The organism is Flavobacterium noncentrifugens (assembly GCF_900100375.1).
GTDB classification, from domain to species: domain Bacteria; phylum Bacteroidota; class Bacteroidia; order Flavobacteriales; family Flavobacteriaceae; genus Flavobacterium; species Flavobacterium noncentrifugens.
In genome coordinates, this window is record NZ_FNEZ01000002.1 from 212,198 (window position 1) to 236,516 (window position 24,319).

At 42.2% G+C, this 24,319-nt stretch carries 21 protein-coding genes; 18 read left to right on the top strand and 3 right to left on the bottom strand.

The window, feature by feature from the left end; all coding sequences use genetic code 11:
* Positions 1-68: 68 nt before the first annotated feature.
* Genes BLS32_RS05630 through BLS32_RS05645 form a run of 4 tightly spaced genes read left to right on the top strand, consistent with a single transcriptional unit; the run spans position 69 to position 5,331 of the window.
* Positions 69-557, top strand: coding sequence for a DoxX family membrane protein (locus BLS32_RS05630; protein WP_091394602.1), 489 nt, complete (start codon positions 69-71; stop codon positions 555-557).
* 6 nt (positions 558-563) lie between these two features.
* Positions 564-2,681, top strand: a complete 2,118-nt coding sequence (locus BLS32_RS05635; RefSeq protein WP_091392770.1) for a TonB-dependent receptor plug domain-containing protein — start codon at positions 564-566, stop codon at positions 2,679-2,681.
* Between the two features lie 2 nt (positions 2,682-2,683).
* The gene (locus tag BLS32_RS05640; protein ID WP_091392772.1) at positions 2,684-4,093 is read left to right on the top strand and encodes an HmuY family protein; all 1,410 of its coding nucleotides are present in this window, start codon (positions 2,684-2,686) and stop codon (positions 4,091-4,093) included.
* 20 nt (positions 4,094-4,113) lie between these two features.
* Positions 4,114-5,331, top strand: a complete 1,218-nt coding sequence (locus tag BLS32_RS05645) for a T9SS type A sorting domain-containing protein (protein ID WP_091392774.1) — start codon at positions 4,114-4,116, stop codon at positions 5,329-5,331.
* 56 nt (positions 5,332-5,387) lie between these two features.
* Here BLS32_RS05645 and BLS32_RS05650 read toward each other — a convergent pair whose 3' ends face one another.
* Both BLS32_RS05650 and BLS32_RS05655 read right to left on the bottom strand, forming a co-directional pair.
* The gene (locus tag BLS32_RS05650) at positions 5,388-6,815 is read right to left on the bottom strand and encodes an SDR family oxidoreductase (RefSeq protein ID WP_091392776.1); all 1,428 of its coding nucleotides are present in this window, start codon (positions 6,813-6,815) and stop codon (positions 5,388-5,390) included.
* Between the two features lie 60 nt (positions 6,816-6,875).
* The gene (locus BLS32_RS05655) at positions 6,876-7,508 is read right to left on the bottom strand and encodes a MarC family protein (protein WP_091392777.1); all 633 of its coding nucleotides are present in this window, start codon (positions 7,506-7,508) and stop codon (positions 6,876-6,878) included.
* 181 nt (positions 7,509-7,689) lie between these two features.
* Between BLS32_RS05655 and BLS32_RS05660 the strand changes: the two genes are divergently transcribed.
* Positions 7,690-8,055: a CoA-binding protein gene (locus BLS32_RS05660; protein WP_091392779.1), complete on the top strand. Its 366-nt coding sequence runs from the start codon at positions 7,690-7,692 to the stop codon at positions 8,053-8,055.
* A 197-nt stretch (positions 8,056-8,252) separates the two neighbouring features.
* On the opposite strand, the gene BLS32_RS05665 is transcribed toward BLS32_RS05660, so the two are convergent.
* Positions 8,253-9,782, bottom strand: a complete 1,530-nt coding sequence (locus tag BLS32_RS05665; RefSeq protein ID WP_091392780.1) for a sodium:solute symporter — start codon at positions 9,780-9,782, stop codon at positions 8,253-8,255.
* Positions 9,783-10,012: 230 nt separating this feature from the next.
* On the opposite strand from BLS32_RS05665, the gene recR reads away from it, so the two are divergent.
* The 13 genes from recR (at position 10,013) to BLS32_RS05730 (ending at position 24,310) form a co-directional block, all read left to right on the top strand.
* Positions 10,013-10,633 (top strand): recombination mediator RecR, encoded by a 621-nt coding sequence (gene recR, locus BLS32_RS05670; RefSeq protein ID WP_091392782.1) that lies wholly within the window; start codon positions 10,013-10,015, stop codon positions 10,631-10,633.
* Between the two features lie 73 nt (positions 10,634-10,706).
* The gene (locus tag BLS32_RS05675; RefSeq protein WP_091394604.1) at positions 10,707-11,495 is read left to right on the top strand and encodes a polysaccharide biosynthesis/export family protein; all 789 of its coding nucleotides are present in this window, start codon (positions 10,707-10,709) and stop codon (positions 11,493-11,495) included.
* Positions 11,496-11,504: 9 nt separating this feature from the next.
* Positions 11,505-13,970, top strand: coding sequence for an exopolysaccharide transport family protein (locus BLS32_RS05680; RefSeq protein ID WP_091392783.1), 2,466 nt, complete (start codon positions 11,505-11,507; stop codon positions 13,968-13,970).
* Positions 13,971-13,979: 9 nt separating this feature from the next.
* A complete protein-coding gene (locus BLS32_RS05685; RefSeq protein WP_091392785.1) occupies positions 13,980-14,963 on the top strand; it encodes an SDR family oxidoreductase in 984 nt (327 codons plus the stop codon).
* Between the two features lie 21 nt (positions 14,964-14,984).
* Positions 14,985-16,379 (top strand): UDP-glucose 6-dehydrogenase, encoded by a 1,395-nt coding sequence (locus BLS32_RS05690; protein WP_091392787.1) that lies wholly within the window; start codon positions 14,985-14,987, stop codon positions 16,377-16,379.
* 17 nt (positions 16,380-16,396) lie between these two features.
* Positions 16,397-17,677 (top strand): nucleotide sugar dehydrogenase, encoded by a 1,281-nt coding sequence (locus BLS32_RS05695; RefSeq protein ID WP_170227534.1) that lies wholly within the window; start codon positions 16,397-16,399, stop codon positions 17,675-17,677.
* A 20-nt stretch (positions 17,678-17,697) separates the two neighbouring features.
* Complete coding sequence (rfbB, locus tag BLS32_RS05700) at positions 17,698-18,744, top strand: dTDP-glucose 4,6-dehydratase (protein WP_091392789.1); 1,047 nt, start codon at positions 17,698-17,700, stop codon at positions 18,742-18,744.
* The gene (locus BLS32_RS05705) at positions 18,744-19,112 is read left to right on the top strand and encodes an EamA family transporter (protein WP_091392791.1); all 369 of its coding nucleotides are present in this window, start codon (positions 18,744-18,746) and stop codon (positions 19,110-19,112) included. Before rfbB ends, BLS32_RS05705 begins: the two co-directional genes overlap by 1 nt.
* 10 nt (positions 19,113-19,122) lie before the next feature.
* A complete protein-coding gene (locus BLS32_RS05710) occupies positions 19,123-20,235 on the top strand; it encodes an ATP-grasp domain-containing protein (protein WP_091392793.1) in 1,113 nt (370 codons plus the stop codon).
* A 190-nt stretch (positions 20,236-20,425) separates the two neighbouring features.
* Entirely contained in the window at positions 20,426-21,349 is a 924-nt protein-coding gene (locus tag BLS32_RS05715; RefSeq protein WP_091392795.1) for a glycosyltransferase family 2 protein, read from the top strand.
* 1 nt (position 21,350) lies between these two features.
* Positions 21,351-22,013 (top strand): acetyltransferase, encoded by a 663-nt coding sequence (locus BLS32_RS05720; protein ID WP_091392796.1) that lies wholly within the window; start codon positions 21,351-21,353, stop codon positions 22,011-22,013.
* Positions 22,014-22,188: 175 nt separating this feature from the next.
* Positions 22,189-23,334: a dTDP-4-amino-4,6-dideoxygalactose transaminase gene (gene rffA / locus BLS32_RS05725; protein ID WP_091392798.1), complete on the top strand. Its 1,146-nt coding sequence runs from the start codon at positions 22,189-22,191 to the stop codon at positions 23,332-23,334.
* Positions 23,335-23,341: 7 nt separating this feature from the next.
* On the top strand, positions 23,342-24,310 hold the full coding sequence (locus tag BLS32_RS05730) for a Gfo/Idh/MocA family protein (RefSeq protein WP_091392799.1): 969 nt from the start codon (positions 23,342-23,344) through the stop codon (positions 24,308-24,310).
* The last annotated feature ends 9 nt before the right edge of the window (positions 24,311-24,319 follow it).

Here is a 24,319-nt window from a genome sequence, read left to right on the forward strand (position 1 = left end):
TAGAACAGTTAAAAATAATAAATATATTTGCAAAAAAAATTATCTATACTCAGTCTAAATAAATGCTTATGGAAGCCAATTACACAGCTGGATTAAAGTTCAAAATTTTCAATATAGCCATTAAATTATTCCTTGGCGGGATGTTGTTTTATGGCGGAATTGCAAAATTCCAAAATCCGCTTCCAAAGCCTGATTCGTTGATCGAGCAAGTGAAATCCGGACAGGAAATCGCAGCAGATACCGATATGTTAATGATCAAAAATTACATTTTCGGCATGCAGCAAACGAATTATTTCTGGCAATTCCTGGGTTTTACAGAATTGTTTGCAGGCACTTTGATACTGAGCCAGATCTTTTCTATTGCAGGTGCTTTTATCGCATTGCCTCTAACCATCAACATCTTTCTTTTTCATTTGTTCCTGGAGCCTGGTGAAGACGGAGAACTTTACCTGACATTGGCATTATTATTTGCCAATATCTGGGTCGTTTTTATGGCATACGAAAAATGGAAATCAATACTTGTAGACCAATCTGCAATACAATTCAAAGCAAACTAATACAGGATGAATTTCAATATCAAATACTTTCTTTTTACAGCATTTACCGGAATTTGCACACAGGCCCAGCAAGACACAATCCCAAAAGCAAACAGGCTCGATGAGGTTGTGATCACCGGGCAATTCAATCCGCAATCGGTTAAAAAATCAGTATTTCAGGTGAATGTGATCACGCGTGCCGACATCGATCGCCAGGCAGGAAACAATCTTGCCGATTTGCTGAACCAGTCGCTGAACATTACGGTAAAGCCAAGCCCGAATGGAAAATCAGGCGTTAGCATGTTTGGGCTTGATGCCGAATATTTCAAGATCCTTGTAGATAATATTCCTGTGATCAGTGATGAAGGCTTGGGTAATAATATCGATCTGACACAGATGAACCTCGACGACGTGCAGCAAATCGAAATTGTCGAAGGTTCGATGGGCGTAGAATACGGAGCAAATGCCGTTTCGGGGATCATCAACATCATCACTAAAAAAAGCTCCATCCACAAATGGGAAATTACGCCGTCGATCCAGGAAGAATCCGTAGGTGGCGAATACAATATGAATGACATGGGAAGGCACATCCAATCCTTGAAAATCGGACACAATTTCAATAGTAAATTCTATGCAAATGCAATGGTTACGACCAATGATTTTAAAGGTTTTTTTAACAATAGGAAAGGGGAGAAATACTCAGAAAATGACAGCCTTAGAGGTTATGAATGGCGGCCTAAAAACCAACTTACCGCCAAATCCTTGCTGAGCTATTCACTGAAGAACCACAGGATTTTCTACAAGTTCGAATATTTTACCGAAGATGTTTACAATTACAATGTCACAGTCACACCAAATGACCAGGCGGCAACCGCTACAAGCTTCCCGACGGCAAACGACATCACTTACAAAACCAAGCGTTTTTTCCACAACCTGAATGCCTCGGGTCGCTTTGCTGATGCGTTGAATTATGACATTTCCCTGTCGTACCAGGAACAAAAACGCGACGCAGAAGACAATATTTACGACATCCGCCGTGACGAAAATATAAAAACCGAAAGGTACAGGTATGAATCGCGCAAAGGGGTTTATTCAAAAGGGAATTTCAGCAATTTCCTGAAAAATGAAACTATAGATTTTCTTGTGGGTTATGAAGTCAGTGACATCAGCGGCTATGCAAGTGTGCTGGCAACCGGCGACAATCTTTTGCGAAGAAGTGAGAATACCGACAATAAGTTGGGTTCCTACGATGTTTTTGCAGCGACAGAGATCAATATCAGCAATAAATTTTCATTGCGCCCCGGCGCAAGAGCGTTGTTTTCTTCAATGTTTGATACACAGGCGGCGGTTTCCCTAAGCGCCAGATATGATTTAGGCCGCGGTTATGAATTGCGCGCGGTAGTTGGAACAGCCCCAAAACTGCCAAGTTACGACGAATTGTATACGTACCTTAAAGATGTAAACCATGATGTACAAGGCAATCTGAACTTAAAACCGGAACAGGGAAAATCAATATTCCTTCATCTGAATAAAACATTTATTGCCGAAAACAAAATGCAGTTCAGGACAAAATTTACTGCTTTTTACATGGACGTGGCTAACAGGATCGAACTCGTCATCGTGAATTCAACACCTTTGCAATTGCAATTCAACAACGTCGATATCTATAGGACTTTCGGAACCTCGATCACGTCTTCAATGGATTATGACAACCTAACAATTAGTGGCGGATTTACGTTTTCCGGGGTTTCTAAAGTGATTGATGCAACTGCAGCCGATGCCAATGATGACTATTTATACGGTGTGCAGCTCAATTCTAATGTATCCTACAGGATTCCTAAATGGAAAACGGTTTTCTCAGCTTTCCTTAAGTACAACGGGCCTGAATATCAGTTTGTCACATTGTCAGATAATACTATCGTAAAAGGCAAACAGAATGATTTCACTTTTTTCGATGCAACCATTCGCAAGACTTTTGCCAAAGACAGGTTTGAAGTGACGGCTGGAGCGCGGAATTTATTCAATGTCATTGCCGTAAATACAACGGCTTCGGGTGCAGGAACGCATACCGCTGCTTCTACTAACCAATTGCTGGGTTACGGAAGGTCTTATTTCCTCAAATTACTATACCATTTTAATTTCTAAGCATGAAAGCAAAAATATATTTCCTGACGCTATTTTTAATCGCACTGGCATTTTCGGGCTGTGAAAGTGATAAAACCGATCTGAGCCAGCCCTTTGTCGTAGGTTTCGCAAATCTGAGCCATGATATTACCCGAATGCACGGGCAGGCTGAAATTAAGATGAAATTGTCTGAGCCTGCAACAAGCAATGGAAGCGTTATTATCAAAGTTACCCCAACAAACGCGCAGTATACAGTCGATTTTGAAACCATACCGTCATCAGAATCGGGAACTTTTGAAGTGCCGTTTCTGGCAGGGCAAACGGAGATTTCTTTTACGTATGAAAATAAGATCGAACAGCCTTATGTGGAAGATGACAAATTGAAATCGGTACGATTTTCCATCATCCAGATCAATTACGATTCACAGGTTTCTATTCAGGGCTATACATCGACGCTCGTCGGTTTCGGAATTTCACTCGGCGCCACATTGGAACCTGAAATTGGCGGGCCAAACCAGGGCAATCAGGTGTTCATCGATTTAAGTACCGAACTCGTAACCACTTCTGTAAGGGACAAATGGGATCTTGGATTTTACAGCGACGGCCTCTCACGCGTCGTCATCAACGGATCGCTTTACATGGCGGCCAAACAGTTGGATGCGACCAATATTGATGCAGTAACCGCAGCCACCGTGCAACAATACCAAAGCCAGGTAGCTGTTGGCACGTTCGAAGCATCAAATGTCAATTATGTTGACGCACCAAATGGCGACATTGGGAAAACAGCGATTTCTGAAATTTCTGCGAACGATAATGACAATAAAGTCTATCTGTTAAATCTTGGCTATTCCATTGGTACAGATGTTCCGCCGGTGGGAAGTGTAGCCGTTGCCGGAAGTTCACGTGGATGGAAAAAAATCAGGATCCTCAAAAGCGGCGATAATTATGTGTTGCAATATGCCGATCTGAACAGCACGATGCACACCGAAGTCACGATTCCGCGATCACCGGATTACAATTTTACTTTCTTCAGTTTCAACACGCAAAACGTAGTGACCATCGAACCTGAAAAAGCAAAATGGGATTTGAATTTTACGGTTTTTACCAATGAAATTGTAGGCTCAGGATCTTATGGTTATTCCGATTTTGTGCTGAACAATTTAAAAGCAGGCGTGAAAGTATATCGTGTCAATACGTCAGTAAAAAGCTTTGAAAATTTTGCTCTCACAGATATTAACGACGCCAACTTTACAGCCGATCAAAGAATCATTGGGGCAGAATGGCGCGACGTGTTTACAGGAACGGCATACACCGATCGATATTACATACTAAAAGACATCGATGGCAATTATTATAAAATCAAAATGATGGCTTTTGTCAATCAAGGCGGCGTTCGCGGCTATCCAAAATTCCAATACAAACTAGTACAATAATCACTTAAATATTTATCACCATGAAAAAAAGAATACTATTAATGGCAGCAGTGTTGTTCGGATTGGGTTCGAATGCACAAACAGCAGGATCGGTTGCAATGGGCGCAGGCTATGCAAACCAGGTTTATTACAAGCTGTCAAACGGAACCACAAACCAATATCCGCAGAATTCCTGGGACGTTGCCTTTTTAAGAACCAGCAACTTTGGGTTTGCAACAAGAATCAACGATGCGAAGAATCTTGCGGTATTTGAAGCTGGAACGACTGCTGATTGGGCAACATTGAATGTCAGCCAGGAATCAAGCTGGACACAATTGTACAACAGCGATACAGAATGGGAAAAAGGCGCATTCGACAACGGATCGGCAACTTACGGCTGGGGCGAATACAACATTGCAAACCACCACGTCACCGGAGCTGTGGTTTTCGTGATCAAATATTCGGCTACGGCATACAAAAAATTCAAAATCGACGATTTCTTCAGCGGTTATACCTTTACTTATGCCACCTGGGACGGAGCAGGCTGGGGCGCTGACACGACAGTAACATTGGCAAACGCGACAAATCCAACAAACAACTTCAATTACTATTCTTTGGAAACCAATGCTCCCGTCATTGCTGAACCGGCGAATACCGATTGGGATCTGAATTTTACCAAATACAACACCGATTTGGGAATCATGATGTATGGCGTAACGGGCGTTTTGCACCATCCGAGCCTTCAGGTTGCTGAAAATGCGGACGGAGCAACGACAAATCTTGAATTTTCTGCAGACATCAACAAAATTGGTTACGACTGGAAAACATTCACAGGCGGCGCTTATGTTGTTGATACGCAAAAAGCGTTCTTTATCAAAAATCCAAACGGAACGGTTTACAGATTGAAATTCAACACCTTCGCAGGAAGTGCAACAGGGGAAATTACCTTCAATTCTGAAGACGTTACGAGCTTGTTGTCTACAACGACATTGGAAAACAAAGCGTCTTTCGGAGTATATCCAAATCCGTCGACAGACAAAAAGATCAATATTGTTTACGAATTGCCTTCAGGCGCAGCAGCACAAAATACCGTAGCAATTTATAGCTTAACAGGTGCAAAAGTATTCGAAAGCAAAATGGCAAATACGTCAGGTTTCTTCAGCCAGCAAATTGATTTAGGTGCTTTAAACGCTGGTATTTATGTATTGCAATTCCAATCGGGCGATTATTCAACCACAAAGAAAATCGTCTTAAATTAAGAATTTTTAAGTTGGTTTATTTTATTTCGAAAAGCCTCTGCATTTGCAGAGGCTTTTTATTTAATCCCGGCAATTTTCCGGATCATGCCACCGAAAATAAAATAATGAAAAGGCACAAGCGAATACCAATACAATCTGCCAAACAAACCTTTTGGACGGAAAGTGGCAATTTGATGCAACACATTTTCATCGTCAATGCGGAATTCCAGCCAGGCTTCTCCGGGTAGTTTCATCTCGGCGAAAAGCAGCAACCGTTTTTCAGTACGGCTTGCAAAAAGCACCCGCCAGAAATCCAGCGAATCCCCGGAATAGATAATACTCGGATGTGTACGGCCGCGCCTCAATCCAACGCCACCGAATAATTTGTCCATTTCTCCACGAATTTGCCACATCCAATTGCCGTAATACCAGCCTTTTTGCCCACCGATTGAAAAAATGTTGTCTAATGCCAATTCGGGATGCTCTACTTTTATCGATTGCGCGTCCTTTAAGCATCCAAAAACGGGAACCTGAATGTAACCTGAAAGATCGTCTGAACTCCGGCTGCTCGAAAGGCTGTCTTTCCAGCTTGAAATCACCAGGTTCTGCTCAATTTTCTTAAACGCCTGCTTGATTGCTTCGACATAAGAAATCGGTTTGATGTTTAGTATTTTTTGCAGCCTTTGGTCTTTCGCAATTACTTCGATCCGCATGCTATCGACAAGATTTACGGCGAGTTGGTAAGTTGTTGAAGTCACAAAATACAACCAATAAGAAGACAATTTTGGTGTCATCACCGGCAACGTCCAAATCCACAATTTGACACCGCGTGTTTTCGAATATAAAAGCAGCATTTCTTTGTAAGTCAAAACGTCCGGGCCGGCAATGTCAAACGAATCATTGTAGCAATCTTTACGCAGCAATACGCCAATTAAATATTGCATCACATCGCGAATTGCAATTGGCTGCGTTTTGGTCAACACCCATTTTGGGGTAATCATCACCGGAAGTTTTTCGCACAAATCCCGAATGATCTCAAAAGAAGAACTGCCCGAACCCACAATAATTCCGGCGCGTAACACTGTCAAATTGAAATTTCCATCGTATAAAATCTGCTCCACATTGCTGCGTGACTGCAAATGTTTTGAGAGTTTCGAATCGTTAATGATTCCGCTAAGGAAAACTACTTGCTTTATGCCAATGGCATCCATGTAAGTATTGAAATTTTGAGCAGATTGGCTTTCAAGTTTTTCAAATGATTCGCCTTTGGACCGCATCGAATGAATCAGATAATACGCCGCATCGATATTTTTCGGAATGTTTTTTAAGTCAATTTCATCAAGAAAATCCACTTCCCAGATCGTGATTTTTGCCAAGGTCGCTTCATCAATCCCAAGCCGGTTTTTATTTCGGACGCAACATACAATCTCATGCCCTAAATTCAGCAATTCTGGCAACAGTCGTTTGCCGACATATCCATTTGCACCAGTCAGCAGTATTTTCATAATCGCTTTTTATTAAAGATAGCAAACCTATTTTGGATTGCATTCTTCAACAAATCACAATTATTGCATAAGATTGCCTTTGACGATGCTGATGATCGCACTCACAATGTATTGAATACCAATGGCAATAACTATAAAGCCTACAATTCTCGAAATGGCTACAATTCCTGAAGCACCTAATATTTTCGCCAGATAATGCGCGCTTCTCATAATCAGGAAAATCGAAAACGAAACCGCTAAAATAGCCAGTGTAGAAATCCCGATCTCCAGATTGGAATGGTGTTCCTGGTGAAAAGCGATCAGCAGCGAAATCGAACCCGGCCCGGCGAGCATCGGAATGGCAAGTGGTGTTAAAGCAATGTCATTCCTGGTCTGCACATCATTTTCGACCTTTTTATTGATGCCGCGTTTTTTACTAAAATTTCCCGACAGCAAATTAAACCCCGAACTCACGATGATCAATCCGCCCGCAATCCGCAAAGCGTCAATGCTGATCCCAAAAAACGTCAGCACATATTGCCCGATAAAAAACGAAATGATCAGGATGATAAACACGTCGATCGCCGTCCAAAGTGAAATCCGAGAACGTTCTTTTTTGTCGTCGTGCTGCGTCAGTCCAACGAAAATCGGCACGGTTCCAATCGGGTTCAAAACAGAAAAAAGTGCTGCAAAAAGGTAGATGAAAAGTTCCATGGTTTTCGTGTAAAATTAGGTTCGCCCAGCCGTTTCAAAGTAAACTTAAAATCAATTCGCCGTTACCAAACCGCACATTTTATAACGATTTTAAGAATCTTTCCTCCTAAAGGTAGTATTTTTAATAGACAATCAAAACCAGAATTTTGCACTACTTTTGCAAAAGCTAAAAATTGCTGACATGAAAAACAAGAAAACATTAGTGCTTGGCGCTTCCGCAAATCCGTCAAGGTATTCCAATATGGCGATCAACCGTTTGGTCAGCAACGACCAGTCTGTTGTTGCGCTCGGACTGAAAGAAGCTGAGGTTGCGGGAATAAAAATCCAGACCAAACAAATTCCGTTTACGAATGTTCATACCGTGACTTTGTATCTAAATCCGCAACGTCAAAAGGAATATTACAACTACATTACTGCTTTACAACCCAAGCGCGTGATCTTCAATCCGGGCACAGAAAACCCCGAATTGTACCAATTGTTAAAGGCAAACGGCGTAAAAGTTGAGGTTGCGTGTACTTTGGTAATGCTCTCTACCGGACAGTATTAACTTTTGTATTTTACCATTAAGGTATTAAGTTTCATTAACAACTACTTTTTTTTCTTAAGGAAACTTAATACCTAAATTGTTTATTTTTTTAGGAGCTATTCCCGCTTTCCACTGCAATCTTTTCCTTCGCTGCGCTACGCAAAAGGATTTTCGCTGCAATCGGGGCTAGGGGCAACGTCATCGAAAAGAAAAAATTTCTAAAATCTTGTTTGTTCTTTCGTTGGGCTGCTAATCACAAACAATCCAATCAAAGTGATCAGTCCGTTTACAATGATGAGTTCGTTGTCAAAAACATAACCGCCGAAAAGCGTTTTGGAGTTTTCGCTTAAAAAATACGTCAACGCTGGTGAAATCAGGCAAATAATCGGAACGAGCTTGTCTTTCACAGAACGGTTCTGAACAAATAATCCAAAACTATACAATCCCAAAAGCGGCCCGTAAGTATAAGACGCGATCCTGAAAATCATGCTCACCACAGAGCTGTCATTGATCGCATTAAAAATTACAATCACCACAAACATCAGGAATGAAAATCCAATGTGCACGAAATGTCGTGTGCGCACTTGGTTTTTTGCGGTTTGGCGCGACGCATCGGTATCAATCAAAACCGTTTTGTCCATTCCTAGAAAATCCACGCAAAAGGAAGTCGTTAATGCTGTCAATGCCGAATCAGTCGTGGCAAAAGTCGCAGCGGTCAATCCCAAAAGGAAAACCACACTCGGAATAAAACTCAAATGGTGAAACGCTATTTCAGGGAAAAGCAAATCGGTGCGCGGCTTTCCGGTCACAAGATCTGCCGGAACCGAAATTCCGTTTTTGTTCGCATATATGTATAAAAGTGCGCCTACGCTCAGGAAGAAAATATTGATTACGACAAAAATCCCGGTAAAGGTAAACATGTTTTTCTGTGCTTCGCCAATGTTCTTGCAGCTCAGGTTTTTCTGCATCAAATCCTGGTCAAGGCCAACCATGGCGAGCGTGACGAAAATTCCGCCCAGGATCTGCTTCACAAAATGAAACTTGCTTCCAATAAAATCCTCAAAGAAAAACACTTTTGAATAATTGCTGTTCTTGACTTCTTCAAACGCGCCAACAAAGCTAAGATCCAAGCTGTCGCAAATGAAATAAATCGTCAGGAAAACCGAAGAAACGAGGAAAAACGTCTGTAAAGTATCGGTGATGATAATCGTTTTTAATCCGCCGCGGTACGTGTATGCAAAGATCAGCGCAAGCGAACTCAAAACGGTCACGGCAAACGGAATTCCGTAAAAGTCAAAAACAAAACGCTGCAAAACGATCACAACCAAGTACAGGCGAAATGCCGATCCGATCGTTCTGCTGATCAGGAAAATCGTCGCTGCAGTTTTATAAGAATACGTTCCGAGACGGCGTTCGATGTAACCGTAAATCGACGTCAGGTTCATTCTATAATATAAAGGAAGCAAAATCGTCGCGATCATGATAAACCCGATCGCATTTCCAAGAACGAACTGGAAATACTTGAATTGCTCGCCGTTTGGGGAACCTACTTCGCCCGGAACAGAAATAAAAGTTACGCCCGAAAGCGCCGTACCGATCATTCCGAAAGCGACCAAATACCATTTGGAATTTTTATTCGCCTTGAAAAAAGCATCATTGCCGCTGTCTTTTTTGCTGACCACGTGCGAAATGAAAAACAGGATCCCGAAATAAATGATGATGAGCGATAAAATGGCAATTGGCGTCATGGAAGTGGTTTTATTCGAAGCCAAAATACAAAAATAAATGAGTCAATGCGACAATTAGAAAATTAGAAAATGTGACGATTGGGGGCACAAGCACATATCTGAATTTTCTAATTATAGATTTTTAATTCTGAGTGATTTGCGAATCGGCAGCATTATCTAATTTTCTAATTACTTCGTCAGTTCGAGTAAAGCCTTGTGTGACCAATTGACTAATTCCTTACATTTACGCCATGGAATTTTCATCTAAATTGTTGGAAAAAGCCGTGCAGGAAATGGCACAGCTTCCCGGTATTGGAAAACGCACGGCGCTTCGGCTGGTCTTGCATCTGCTGAAGCAGCCCAAAGAGCAAACTGCTTTTTTATCACAGGCTTTAACGGAAATGCGTGAAGACGTCAAATCCTGCCAGAATTGCCACAATATTTCAGATGCGGAAGTATGCGAAATTTGCTCGAATGCAAAGCGCGACCATGAAATCATCTGTGTGGTAGAAGACATCCGCGATGTGATGGCCATCGAGAATACGCGTCAGTTTCGCGGGATTTACCATGTGCTGGGCGGGAAAATTTCACCGATTGACGGCATTGGCCCAAGCCAGCTGACGATTGGTTCCTTGGTGGAAAAAGTAAAATCCGGGAAAATAAATGAGCTGATTTTTGCGCTGAGCTCCACCATGGAAGGCGATACGACTAATTTTTACATATACCGGCAAATTAAAGATTATCCGGTGATCACTTCGACAATTGCCCGTGGAATTGCTGTTGGTGATGAACTCGAATATGCCGATGAAGTCACGTTGGGGCGCAGTATTTTACAGCGAATTCCATTCGAAAATTCGTTCAAAAACAATTAACTCAAATTATACGCGTTCTTTTTTGTAATTATAAATGAAAAACTATCTTTGTTCGCTAAATTTTTCCAAGAAAATGAATAAATCATTATTGTTTTTACTAGCGGTTGCCAGCTTGTTGTTTGCATCATGCGTTCCGCTTAAAGACCTGACTTATCTTCAAAAAAAAGACCCTTCAGATACTGAAAATGTTATAAATCCGGTGAATGTAAAACCTTACCGCTTACAAACGAATGATGTGTTAAGCATAGAGATCAAGGCAAATGACCCGAAATTGGTTTCCATTTTTTCTGTTTCCGGAACAGGGCAATCGGCAAAATCTGAAGCCGGGCTTTATTTTGACGGCTTTACGGTTGACGATCATGGCAACATCAGGATGCCGGTTTTAGGAGAGATCAACGTGCTTGGATTTACCCTCGATGAAGTAAGGCTCGATGTTGAAAAAAGGCTGCTTTCGGAATATTTCAATAAAGAGGCTGATATTTTTGTGAACGTAAAATTGGCCGGGCTGCGCTATACCATCAATGGTGAAATTGGTTCCCCAGGCTCAAAAGTACTGTATCAGGAAAAAGTGACCATTATGGAGGCGATTGCAAATTCTGGCGATATTACCATTACCGGCGACAGGAAAGCAGTAACGATCATCAGGCAATTTCCACAAGGTACGGAAATGCATGATATAGATCTGACCGATGTGAAAGTCATGCAGTCTCCTTATTATTACGTCAAGCCGAACGATTATATTTATGTAAAGGCATTGCCTCAAAAAACCTGGGGTACCGGAAAAACAGGTATAGAATCATTAACCACGGTCATTACGCTGCTGTCGCTGGTGACTACAACTTACTTACTTTTAACGAGATAATTTACAGGCATGATCGATACTAAAGATTTTTCATTTCTTGAAAACCAGAAAAACTTTGATTTTAAAGGGTTTCTGATAAAAATTGCCAGTTACTGGAAATGGTTTGTCGTGAGCATGATCATTGCCTTCACGATCGCACGCCAGGTGAATATCAGAAAGGAAAAAATATACGCTATGGAAACGATGATAGCGGTAAAAGAAGAGAACAACCCTTTCTTCACATCGAACACCAGCCTGGTTTTTAACTGGGGAGGAACTTCTGACCAGGTTCAGAATATTTCCACTACACTAAAATCAAGGAGCCACAACGAACTTGTGGTCAAGCAACTGAAATTTTATGTCGATTACCTGGTCAAAGGAAAATACAATTACACAGATGTTTACGGAAGAACACCGTTTAACCTGGTTATTGACGAAAGCAAACCGCAGCTTGCTGCCAATCTGATCGGTATCAAATTCATAAGCCCGATGGTTTATGAGCTCAGGATCAATTTCGACGGCGGTTCGGCACCAACGATTCGCTATTCAGATAATACTCCAGAAAAGGTTAGCGTCGCGCCGGGTGAATTTATAAAAAGATATAAAGTTGGTGAGCAGGTTTCGCTTCCGTTTTTAAACTTAAAGCTTGAAATTAATCCTGAGCCGGGAATGTATACCGGAGGAGAGTATTTTATAAGGTTTAATAATTTTGACCAGACGGTATTGAGATACCAGGGCATAGGCGTTGGTTTTGATGCCAGGGCCGCTTCGATCATTACATTGTCTTTGTCGGGTTCAAATAAAAACCGCTTGGTCGATTACCTTAATTCAACCGTAAAGGTGCTGATCAAGTCACAATTGGATCGCAAAAACCAATTTGCGACCAATACCATTGCGTTCATAGACAGTACATTAACGGTCATGGGCAACCAGCTTAAAGAAACCGGAAACGAACTTAAAAACTTCAACCGCAACAACAATATCATCGAGATTGAAGGTGGCGGAGTAGCGGTAAACAGTAAATTATCGGGCTATGATGTGGATAAAGACCTGATCCTTAGAAAAATAGCCTACTACAATACCTTAAGGTCATACCTTAGAAACAGCAAGGATTATTCTAAGCTTCCAGCACCTACAGTTGCGGGAATCGACGATCCAAACGTCTTGAGCAATGTTGCCAAACTCATCGGGCTTTCTACGCAAAGGTCTGAACTGGCCTATTCTGTAAAGAGCGAGAAAATTTTCAGGGAATTCGACAACCAAATGGAAGCCGTGAAGAAGGTTTTGCTTGAAAACATCAACTCTGCCGGAAATTCACTGCAGTACGATTTGTCATTGATTACCAATAAAATTGCGCAGGCTGAAGGCGAAATCAGGAAACTTCCGGAAGACAAACAGGAATACATGAAAATCCTTAGGAAATATGACCTGAGCGACAATGTTTACAACAGTTTCCTCCAGAAAAGAAGCGAGGCAGAAATTGTAAAGGCAGCCAATCTTTCGGATATTCATTTTATCGATCCTGCGAAAGACATCGGCGGCGGGCTTATCGGGCCAAATACAAGGGTCAACTATGTCACGGCATTTTTCCTGGGCCTTTTGATCCCGATGATTTTGGTATTCGCTATTTTCTTTGTTGAAAATGCGATCCTCAGTGCTGAAGATATCCAGAAACTCACAAAAATCCCACTCATCGGGGTTATCGGAAAAAAACATACCACGTCGAACCTTTCTGTTTACGAAAAACCAAAATCAGCTTTATCGGAAGCATTTCGCGCCATCCGATCCTCGCTGCAGTTTATGTATAAGAAAAAGTCGATTGACGGTTCAAAAACCCTGATGCTGACTTCTTCGATCAGTGGGGAAGGAAAAACATTCTGTTCGATAAACATCGCAACCGTATTTGCATTGAGCGATAAAAAAACGGTGATCGTCGGACTCGATTTGCGCAAGCCAAAAATCTTTGACGATTTCAATATTACGAACGATATCGGGGTCGTGAACTTTTTGATCGGCCAAAAAAGCATCGATGAAATTATCCAGAAAACGCACATCCCGCATTTGGATGTTGTGACCTCAGGGCCTATTCCGCCAAATCCTTCTGAGTTGATCATTGGCGATGCGATGAAGGAATTTATGGCCGAATTAAAGTCGAAATACGATTACATTATTCTCGATACGCCGCCGGTAGGACTGGTTTCCGATGCAGTAGAATTGGCCGAGTTTGTCGACATTACGCTCTACATCATGAGGCAGAATTATACCAAAAAAGATATGATTTCCTTACTGAACAGCCGCGTCCAGAGCGGGGAATTGAAAAATGTAAGCATCATCTTCAACGGTTTTGAAAACAAGGCCAAATACGGAACATCTTACGGTTATGGTTATGGTTACGGCTACGGCTACGGAAACTATTCAAATGGTTACCATGAGAATGACAAGCCACAATCGTTCCTGCAAAAATTGTATGCAAAAATTTTCGGAAGCAAACTTTAAAGGCATTTAATGAAAAGCAACGGCAACAGTACGATTTTAATTACCGGAGGTGCAGGCTTCATCGGCTCCAATCTTTGTGAGTACTTTTTGTCGGAAGGCTATAAAGTAACCTGCCTCGATAATTTTTCTACAGGCTACAGGCACAATCTGGAAGGGTTTGCCAATGATCCAAATTTTACATTGATCGAAGGCGATATCCGGAATTTATCCGATTGCCAGAAAGCTGCTGCAAACGCCGATTATGTGCTGCATCAGGCTGCGCTGGGCTCAGTGCCGCGTTCGATTAAAGACCCGATTACGAGCAACGACGTCAACGTTTCCGGATTTTTGAATATGCTCGTTGCCAGCCATGATGCTGGGGTAAAACGCTTTGTTTACGCCGCGAGTTCCTCTGTTTACGGAGATTCTGAAGCTTTGCCGAAAACAGAAGACCACATTGGAAGCCCGCTTTCGCCATACGCCATTACAAAATATGTCAATGAAATGTATGCCCAGATTTTTAGCAGTTCCTACGGACTCGAAACCATCGGCTTGCGTTATTTCAATGTGTTTGGAAGAAAACAGGATCCAAATGGCGCTTATGCAGCGGTGATCCCTAAATTCGTGATGCAGCTAATGCAGCACGAAAGCCCGGTAATCAATGGTGACGGAAATTTTTCACGCGATTTTACATACATCGACAATGTCATCCTGATGAATGAGCTGGCGATGACCACACAAAATCCGGACGCCATCAATACGGTTTACAATACGGCTTACGGCGATCGCAACACACTTAACGATCTGGTGGGTTATTTAAAAACATACCTTTCTAAGTTTGATGAAAAAATTGCTGAAGTTCCGGTAACTTACGGGCCGCAAAGGGCAGGCGACATTCCGCATTCGCTGGCAAGTATTGATAAAGCTACAGCATTGTTGGATTACCACCCGAAATTTTCGATCAAGGACGGACTCAAAGAAGCCGTAAAATGGTACTGGAACAATTTGAAATAAGGATATTGAAATTATTATAAAATGAAAATCACAAAAATTTGTTGTATCGGAGCGGGTTATGTTGGTGGCCCAACCATGGCTGTCATCGCGCAAAAATGCCCTGATATACAGGTTACAGTTGTCGATTTAAATGAAGACAGGATCAGCAGATGGAACGATCCTGATATCAATAACATCCCGATTTACGAACCTGGCCTTGGCGAAATCGTAGCTGAAGCTAGGGGAAGAAATTTATTTTTTTCTACAGATGTTGAAAAGGCCATTTACGAAGCCCAGATGATTTTTATTTCGGTGAATACCCCAACGAAAACATACGGCACAGGCAAAGGCATGGCAGCCGATTTAAAATACATCGAACTTTGCGCACGTCAGATTGCCCACATTGCAAAAGACGATAAGATCGTAGTCGAAAAATCGACATTGCCGGTGCGCACCGCCGAAGCGATCAAAAGCATACTTGACAATACCGGGAATGGCGTGCAGTTCCAGATTCTTTCAAACCCGGAATTTCTTGCCGAAGGAACGGCTGTACCTGATTTAATCCAGCCCGACCGCGTATTGATCGGCGGAGACAACCATTCGCCGGAAGGCCAAAATGCCATCAATGCTTTGGTTGATATTTATGCGAATTGGGTCAGCAAAGACCGCATTCTGACTACAAATGTCTGGTCGTCTGAATTGTCAAAACTAACTGCAAACGCTTTTCTGGCACAACGCGTCTCTTCCATAAATGCAATGTCTGAGTTGTGTGAAAAAACAGGTGCCGATATCAATGAAGTCGCGAAAGCCATCGGAATGGACAGCCGCATTGGATCCAAATTCCTGAAAGCATCCGTAGGTTTTGGAGGTTCTTGTTTTCAGAAAGACATTTTAAACCTGGTTTACATCTCAAAATCCTTCGGGCTTAATGAAGTTGCCGATTACTGGGAACAGGTCATTATTATGAACGACCATCAGAAAAAACGCTTTTCGAACAACATCGTCCAAACGCTTTACAACACGGTTTCAGATAAGAAAATCGCGTTTTTAGGCTGGGCTTTTAAAAAGGACACAAACGATACTCGCGAATCATCGGCGATTTACATAGCAAATGAACTGATCAACGAACAGGCGAAGATCGCGGTCTATGATCCGAAAGTTTCCGAAAAACAGGTGCTTTCAGATCTGGATTATCTTGAAACGCGCAGCCCGGAACACAACAGGGAAAACACGACTGCTTTTAAAAATCCATATGAAGCCTGCAAAGACGCGCATGCGATTGCAATCCTGACCGAGTGGGATGAGTTTACAACATACGACTGGAAAAAAATTTATGATAATATGCAAAAGCCGGCATTTATTTTTGACGGCAGGAATTTGTTGAATGGAAAAGCACTGGCCGAAATCGGTTTTGTTTACCAGGCAATAGGTTCCTAATTAATACAACGACTAATATGAGCATTAAACTTGCAGTTATCGGATTGGGTTATGTAGGCTTGCCATTGGCGCGGCTTTTCGCTACAAAATATAATGTAGTGGGATTCGATATCAACGAAGGCAGAATCAAAGAATTGACTTCGGGCAGCGACAGCACGCTTGAGATCACCGATGCCGATTTAAAAGCAGTATTGCTGACAGATGCTTCGGGATCAGAAAACGGTCTTTTCTGCAGCAACCAATTGGCTGACATTTCAAACTGCAACCATTATATTGTTACCGTTCCGACGCCAGTCGATAAAAACAACCGACCAGACCTGACGCCTTTATACAAATCGAGTGAAACGGTTGGAAAAGTGCTTAAAAAAGGCGACATCGTCATCTACGAATCGACTGTATATCCAGGAGTGACCGAAGACGAATGCGTGCCGGTCCTGGAACGCATCAGCGGATTGAAATTTAATGAAGATTTCTTCGTTGGTTATTCGCCTGAACGCATCAATCCAGGAGATAAAGAGCATACGGTAGAAAAAATACTAAAGGTCACAGCGGGTTCCACACCAGAAATAGGCATCAAAGTCAACGACCTTTACAAATCGGTCATTACAGCAGGAACGCATCTTGCACCATCGATAAAAGTGGCAGAAGCAGCAAAGGTCATCGAAAATTCACAACGCGACATCAACATTGCTTTTGTGAATGAATTGGCTAAAATTTTCAACATTCTGGAAATCGATACGCATGCTGTTCTGGAAGCTGCTGGTACAAAATGGAATTTCCTCCCGTTTAAGCCGGGGCTTGTTGGCGGACACTGCATCGGAGTCGATCCGTATTATCTGGCACAAAAAGCGCAGGAAATGGGGTATCATCCCGAAATTATATTGGCCGGAAGGCGGTTAAACGACAGCATGGGCGAATATGTCGCTTCACAGGTTGTGAAACTGATGATTAAAAAAGGCATTAAAGTCAACGGTTCCGATATTTTGATGCTCGGAATTACATTCAAGGAAAACTGCCCCGATGTCAGGAATACGAAAATCGTAGATGTCATCCGCGCCTTGAAAGATTATGAGGTCAACATGACGATTTATGATCCGTGGGCGAATGTTGGTGAAGTAATGAAAGAATACGGTTTAAAAACCATCAATACCATTCCGGAAGAAAAATACGATGCGATCATTCTGGGCGTCGCACACAAGGAATTCCTTGGTATGGACTTACAAAAACTCAAAAAAGAAAAGTCGATCCTATATGATGTAAAAGGCGTTTTAGGAACTGAAGTCGACGGAAATTTATAAACCATTTTGATTGCCAAATTATGAAAAAGATTCTTATTACCGGAGGCGCCGGATTTATCGGTTCGCATGTCGTAAGGCGTTTTGTAACCAATTATCCAGATACGCAGATCGTTAACCTCGACGCACTGACTTATGCAGGAAACCTTGAAAATATTTCAGATATTGAAAATCAAAACAATTATACTTTTGTAAAAGGCGACATTACCGATGAAGCTTTTATCAATGAATTATTCAAAAAACACGAATTCGACGGCGTCGTGCACCTAGCAGCTGAATCGCATGTAGACCGCTCGATCGAAGACCCGCTGGCATTTGTGAGAACGAACGTGATCGGAACGATGAACCTTTTGAATGCCGCCAAAAATCTATGGAAAGGCAATTTCGAAGGCAAGCGTTTTTACCACATCAGTACCGATGAGGTTTACGGAAGCCTTGGTGCTGAAGGCTTGTTTACCGAAACGACTTCTTACGACCCGAATTCCCCATATTCTGCTTCAAAAGCAAGTTCAGACCATTTTGTGCGCGCTTACGGCGAAACTTATGGACTGCCTTATGTGATCACCAATTGCTCAAATAATTACGGGCCGAACCATTTTCCTGAAAAGCTGATCCCGCTGTTCATCAACAACATCATCAACAACAAACCATTGCCAGTTTACGGCGACGGAAAATATACCCGCGATTGGCTTTTTGTAGAAGACCACGCACGTGCGATCGATCTGGTTTTCCATAAAGGAAACAACCACGAAACCTACAATATCGGCGGTTTTAATGAATGGCAGAACATCGACCTTGTTAAATTGCTGTGTACTATCATGGATGAAAAATTGGGGCGCACGCCGGGACAATCGTCAGAATTAATCACTTACGTGAAAGACAGGCCGGGACACGATTTGCGTTATGCGATCGATGCTTCAAAAATCAATACCGAACTGGGTTGGGAACCATCTGTGACTTTTGAAGAAGGCCTCGAAAGAACGATCGATTGGTATCTGTCAAATGAAGCGTGGCTTAAAAACGTGACCTCAGGCGAATACCAGAAATACTACGAGAAGCAGTACAATTAATGAACCCGTATTTTTATATATTAGGAACATTACTATTTACCGTCTACGGACAAATCATACTGAAATGGCGCTTGTCCGGACTCAGGATTGTGTTGCCCGAAGGATTGCTTGACAAACTTTTCTTCATGGTAAAACTGCTGTTCGACCCATTTATTTTTTCGGGATTGGTCTCAGCTTTTGTAGCATCGATGTTCTGGATGGGCGCTATGACGCATTTCGAAATTACGAAAGCCTATCCTTTTATGAGCCTTGCTCCGGCATTGGTTTTTCTTGTTGGGATCCTGTTCCTCGGGGAAACGTTCACCATTGGAAAAGTGATCGGGCTTGCGCTGATTATCCTCGGAACGATTGTCACCGTAAAATGGTAATCCAAATCGAATGAAAAAATTAGCGATACTCGGAGCCAGTTACCTGCAATTGCCGCTCGTAGAAAAAGCGAAGCACATGGGAATCGAAACACATTGTTTCGCCTGGGATAATGAGGAAGCGGTTTGCAAGCATGCTGCCGATTTTTTTTATCCGATATCGGTTCTAGAAAAAGAGCTGATCTATGAACATTGCTTAAAAATCGGGATTGACGGCATTACGACGATCGCTACCGATATCTGCATCCCGGCGATCAGTTATGCAGCAGAAAAACTCGGTTTGGTTGGAAATTCCTACCAAACGGCTTTGGCTTCTACCAATAAAGCACTAATGCGTGCTGCTTTTTTTAAGCATGAGATCGATTCCCCGCGTTTTGCAGCCGTTCAAAAATATGAAGCTAAAACATTTGAAAGTTTTCAGTTTCCACTGATTGTAAAGCCAACAGATCGCTCGGGAAGCCTAGGCGTCACTAAGGTTTACAATGAGGCTGCGCTTGCAGGAGCCATTTTGGAAGCGGCATCAGAATCGATTGAAAAGAAGGCGATCGTGGAAGAATTTATCAATGGATCGGAAATTAGCGTGGAGTGCATTTCGCACGCCGGACAGCATTTTCTACTTGCCATTACCGATAAAATCACAACAGGCGAACCCCATTTTGTCGAACTCCAGCACCATCAGCCTTCGCAGTTTCCGGAAGAAATGCAGGCAGCGATAAGGGATCTGACTTTTAGTGCCCTGGATGCGCTTGGGATCAAATTCGGCGCAAGCCACTCCGAATTTAAAATTGATACCAACGGACAAATCACGATCATTGAAATTGGAGCCAGAATGGGTGGCGATTTTATCGGATCGCATCTGGTAAAACTTTCAACAGGTTATGACTTTGTAAAAGGTGTTGTGGATGTGGCGCTCGGACAGTTTGAAAATCCGGTTCTTAAGGGTCAAAAATTTTCAGGCGTCTATTTCTTATCCAAGGAAACCGAAAATTTACTGCCTTATTTTCAACGGGAAAACGCTTTTGATGTGGAGAAAAAAATCCTGAAAGACCAAATTGAACCAATAAAAAGCAGCAACGACAGGTCGGGTTTCCTGATTTACCAGTCGGATCATCGGATTATGCTTTGAATGACGTAATCACGACGAAACGTGAAATGGCTGAAATCAATAATAAAATCCCATTTTCCTGAAAAAATCCCGATACCGGTTTTCACGTTAACATTCAATCTTAAAAATAGTTATATTTGCAGCTCGCAAAATAAACCTTGCATAAGCGATGGCGCGTTTTTGTGACATTCCATTCTAAAATGTTTGCAAAATGAAATTATCTGTTGTGTCCACTTTATACAGGTCAAAACCTTTTCTAGATACCTTTCTTCAGGAAATATTGTTGGCCATAACAACACTGGAAATTTCTGATTTTGAACTGATTTTTGTAAATGACGGTTCGCCAGACGATTCCCTCTCGCACCTGATCGCAAAAAAAAAAGAAATCCCCCAAATTAAGATCGTCGACTTTTCCCGGAATTTCGGGCATCATTATGCGATCCAGGCCGGATTGCAGCAGGTGACAGGCGAACGCATTTTCCTGATCGACAATGATCTTGAAGTGCATCCGAACGTATTGTTGGAATTCTACAGGATCATGGATGAAAAACCAGAACTCGATGTGGTTTATGGTTTTCAGGAACAACGCAAAGGCGGATTCATTGAAAATTTTTCCGGGAAAATATTCTGGAAAGTCATCAACTATATTTCTGAAGTAAAAATCCCTGCGAATATACTGACCGAAAGGCTCATGACACGCAATTATGTCGAAAGCCTGTTAACGCTTAAAGATGCCAATCTTTTTCTTGGCGGCATGTTGCATTGGGTTGGCTTCAATCAGCAAGGCGTCGCTGTAAAAAAAGGGCTTCGCCAGGGACAAAGTACCTATTCCTTAAAAATGCGCATGCAATTGATGGTACAGGCGGTGACTTCATTTTCAGGTAAACCACTCGAATTTTTGTTTTATTTCGGGTTGCTGGTGTCAATGTTCAGCTTTTTGTTTGTGATTTACCTGGTTCTCATTAAAATTATTTACAACAATGAAGTGCAGTTGGGATGGACATCAATTATTGCAATCAATGTAATGATCCTTGGAATTGTCTCGACATTTCTGGGACTTATCGGAATTTACATTTTCAAAATATTCAAGCAGGTACAGGGCAGGCCCAATTATATAATTAAGAAAATTCTATAGCATGAAAAAGAAACTTGTGATTTTTGGAATCACAGAACTGGCACAATTGGCACATTTCTATTTTACAAATGACAGTGATTATGAAGTGGTCGCGTTCACGTTGAGCAGCAACTATATCAAAGAAGATAGGTATTTGGGCTTGCCGGTTGTTCCATTTGAAGATGTAGAAAAGCATTTTTCGCCAGAAAGCCATTCGATGTATGTTGCGATCGGATACACAAATCTGAGCCAAATGCGAAAAGATAAATTTTACGAAGCCAAAGCCAAAGGCTACACGCTTGCCTCTTATGTTTCCTCAAAATCAACTTCATGGCCGGGATTGAAAGTGGGCGAGAATACCTTCATTATGGAAGGCAATACGATCATGCCTTTTTGCGAGATCGGAAATAACATCCTGGTCTTTGTAAACAATATATTGTCGCACCATACCATTTTTAAAGACCATATCACGATCACGTCTCATTGTGCCATCGGCGGGAAAAACGTGGTGGAAGAACAGGCTTTTTTTGGATTGAATTGTACGACGCGAAGCAACGTAACCATCGGAAAAGGTGCTGTTATCGGGGCTGCAGCCAATGTGCTGAACGACGTTGGGGACTATTCAGTAATGCTCGGAAATCCGGCCAAAAAAATCGACAAAGATTCCAGGGACATTAAATTATAACCGATGCCACTATCAGAATCATGAATTACAAATCCAGTTGATTTGCTAAAAGTGCCCTACAAATCCTTAATTTTTCAGGAAAATTACAAATGCATTTTTTTATAATCCAACAATTATTTAAACATACAGTCAGGAAATTTATTGGCAGCAGTAAATTTTAATTAAAATCATAACGATGATCATACCATTCAACAAAGTTTATTTTACAGGGAACGAGGAAAAATATTTACTAGAATCGCTCTATTCGGGCAGGCATTGCGGCAACCATGATTTTTGCAAAAAAGTCATCGCGTTAATGAGGGAAAAGCACGGATTTAATGAAACTTTTCTGGTTCCGTCCGGAACGGCAGCACTTGAAATGGGCGCCGTACTGGCAAATATCGGGCCTGGAGATGAAGTGATCCTGCCGTCATTTACATTCAGTTCGACAGTAAATGCCGTTGTTTTGTTTGGTGCGGTTCCGGTTTTCTGCGAAGTGGAGCCAGAAACAATGAACATCGACGCGACAAAAATCGAAGCACTGATCACGCCAAAAACAAAAATGATCCTGCCAATTGACTATGCCGGACTTTCCTGCGACATCGATACGATCATGGATATTGCGAACCGCCACAATTTGATCGTGATGCAAGACTGCGCGCAGTCATACGGAAGCTACTACAAAGGAAAACCTTGCGGCACGCAGGCGCATATTGCCACTTTTAGCTTTCACGAAACCAAAAATTACAATTCCGGAGAAGGCGGCGCATTGGTTGTAAACGTTCCGGAATGGGAAGCAAGAGCACATTTTTTACAGGAAAAAGGCACCGACCGCACTTTAGTATTAAATGGTGTAAAAAGCAAATACCACTGGGTCGATAAAGGGTCAAGTTACTTATTGTCAGATATTTTAGCGGCCATGCTTTTGGCGCAGCTCGAGGCCGAAGACAAGATGAAAAGCCTGCGCAGCAACATTACAAAAGCCTACATCGAATTGCTTACGCCGTGGCAGGAAAAAGGAAAACTGACTTTCCGGAAAGTTCCTGAACATGCAGAGATCAACCACCATGCGTTCTGGGTAGTGATTGATACGATCGAACACCAACAGCAATTTATGGCGAAACTTCGGGACGATCACAATATTGCAGCTTACATCGGCTACCAGCCTTTACACTCCGCTCCAAAAGGCTTGGAATTTGGCTACAAAATTGAAGATCTGCCGATTACACAATATCAGGCCGACAGGATTGTGCGCCTGCCATTTTATACAGAACTAGGAGAAATCGGACTTGATTATACTGTAAATGCCATCAGCCAGGTTTTGCAGGAAATTTACGAATAGCATTGGAATGAAAAAAATAAGAATTGGGATCATGGGCTGTGCGGCAATCGCTAAAAAGTCGGTTGTTCCTGCTTTGCTTGCACTTCCAGACCAATTTGAAGTGGTCGCCATCGCAAGCCGTTCGCCTGAAAAGGCACAGGAATTTGCTTTTCTTTTCGGATGTAAAGCCATAACCGGTTATGACAATTTGCTCTTAGAAGATATTGATGCCGTTTATGTGCCGCTGCCAACAGGGCTTCATGACGAATGGGTGAATAAAGCGTTGCTTTTGGGCAAACATGTATATGCCGAAAAATCAATTGCCATTTCATTTGCGTCGGCACAATCGATGGTAGAAAACGCCAAAAAATCAAGCGTGGCTTTAATGGAAGGCTATATGTTTTTGTACCATACGCAACACCAAAAGGTGAAATCGCTTGTCGCGGAAGGCGCAATCGGGGAAATCCGGAATTTTCGAGGTGCTTTTGGCGTTCCGCCGTTGGCTGTTGAAAATTTCAGGTATGACGATAAAATTGGCGGCGGTGCATTATTCGACGTAGCCGGATATCCGCTTCGCGCAGTGCGTTTTATGCTTGGAGATCATTTTAAAGTGACCGCTTCCAATTTATATACAGATCCCAAAACGGGAACCAATTTATATGGCAGCGCTTTCCTAAAAGACGAAAATGAAATCGGCGCACAGATTGTTTTTGGCCTGGATCATTTTTACCAATGCAATTATGAGATCTGGGGCACGAAAGGAAAAATCAAAGTGGAACGCGCGTATACGCCGGCTCCTGATTTTAAGCCAACAATCATTCTCGAACAGCAAGGCAAATTGGAAATTATTACCGAAATGGCATGCAATCATTTCATTGGTGCAATGCAAGCGTTTTATGATAGTATCACCGGAGTTAAATCCAAAGAGGAACATTATACCGCGATTTTGCTTCAAAGTGAATCGCTACAACAAATTAAAGACCTGAGCAAGGCATAATCAGTATAA

Coding starts and splice junctions, on each gene's coding strand:
- BLS32_RS05630 (WP_091394602.1), top strand. CDS start 69: ATGGAAGCCAATTACACAGCTGGATTAAAGTTCAAAATTTTCAATATA.
- BLS32_RS05635 (WP_091392770.1), top strand. CDS start 564: ATGAATTTCAATATCAAATACTTTCTTTTTACAGCATTTACCGGAATT.
- BLS32_RS05640 (WP_091392772.1), top strand. CDS start 2,684: ATGAAAGCAAAAATATATTTCCTGACGCTATTTTTAATCGCACTGGCA.
- BLS32_RS05645 (WP_091392774.1), top strand. CDS start 4,114: ATGAAAAAAAGAATACTATTAATGGCAGCAGTGTTGTTCGGATTGGGT.
- BLS32_RS05650 (WP_091392776.1), bottom strand. CDS start 6,815: ATGAAAATACTGCTGACTGGTGCAAATGGATATGTCGGCAAACGACTG.
- BLS32_RS05655 (WP_091392777.1), bottom strand. CDS start 7,508: ATGGAACTTTTCATCTACCTTTTTGCAGCACTTTTTTCTGTTTTGAAC.
- BLS32_RS05660 (WP_091392779.1), top strand. CDS start 7,690: ATGAAAAACAAGAAAACATTAGTGCTTGGCGCTTCCGCAAATCCGTCA.
- BLS32_RS05665 (WP_091392780.1), bottom strand. CDS start 9,782: ATGACGCCAATTGCCATTTTATCGCTCATCATCATTTATTTCGGGATC.
- recR (WP_091392782.1), top strand. CDS start 10,013: ATGGAATTTTCATCTAAATTGTTGGAAAAAGCCGTGCAGGAAATGGCA.
- BLS32_RS05675 (WP_091394604.1), top strand. CDS start 10,707: ATGAATAAATCATTATTGTTTTTACTAGCGGTTGCCAGCTTGTTGTTT.
- BLS32_RS05680 (WP_091392783.1), top strand. CDS start 11,505: ATGATCGATACTAAAGATTTTTCATTTCTTGAAAACCAGAAAAACTTT.
- BLS32_RS05685 (WP_091392785.1), top strand. CDS start 13,980: ATGAAAAGCAACGGCAACAGTACGATTTTAATTACCGGAGGTGCAGGC.
- BLS32_RS05690 (WP_091392787.1), top strand. CDS start 14,985: ATGAAAATCACAAAAATTTGTTGTATCGGAGCGGGTTATGTTGGTGGC.
- BLS32_RS05695 (WP_170227534.1), top strand. CDS start 16,397: ATGAGCATTAAACTTGCAGTTATCGGATTGGGTTATGTAGGCTTGCCA.
- rfbB (WP_091392789.1), top strand. CDS start 17,698: ATGAAAAAGATTCTTATTACCGGAGGCGCCGGATTTATCGGTTCGCAT.
- BLS32_RS05705 (WP_091392791.1), top strand. CDS start 18,744: ATGAACCCGTATTTTTATATATTAGGAACATTACTATTTACCGTCTAC.
- BLS32_RS05710 (WP_091392793.1), top strand. CDS start 19,123: ATGAAAAAATTAGCGATACTCGGAGCCAGTTACCTGCAATTGCCGCTC.
- BLS32_RS05715 (WP_091392795.1), top strand. CDS start 20,426: ATGAAATTATCTGTTGTGTCCACTTTATACAGGTCAAAACCTTTTCTA.
- BLS32_RS05720 (WP_091392796.1), top strand. CDS start 21,351: ATGAAAAAGAAACTTGTGATTTTTGGAATCACAGAACTGGCACAATTG.
- rffA (WP_091392798.1), top strand. CDS start 22,189: ATGATCATACCATTCAACAAAGTTTATTTTACAGGGAACGAGGAAAAA.
- BLS32_RS05730 (WP_091392799.1), top strand. CDS start 23,342: ATGAAAAAAATAAGAATTGGGATCATGGGCTGTGCGGCAATCGCTAAA.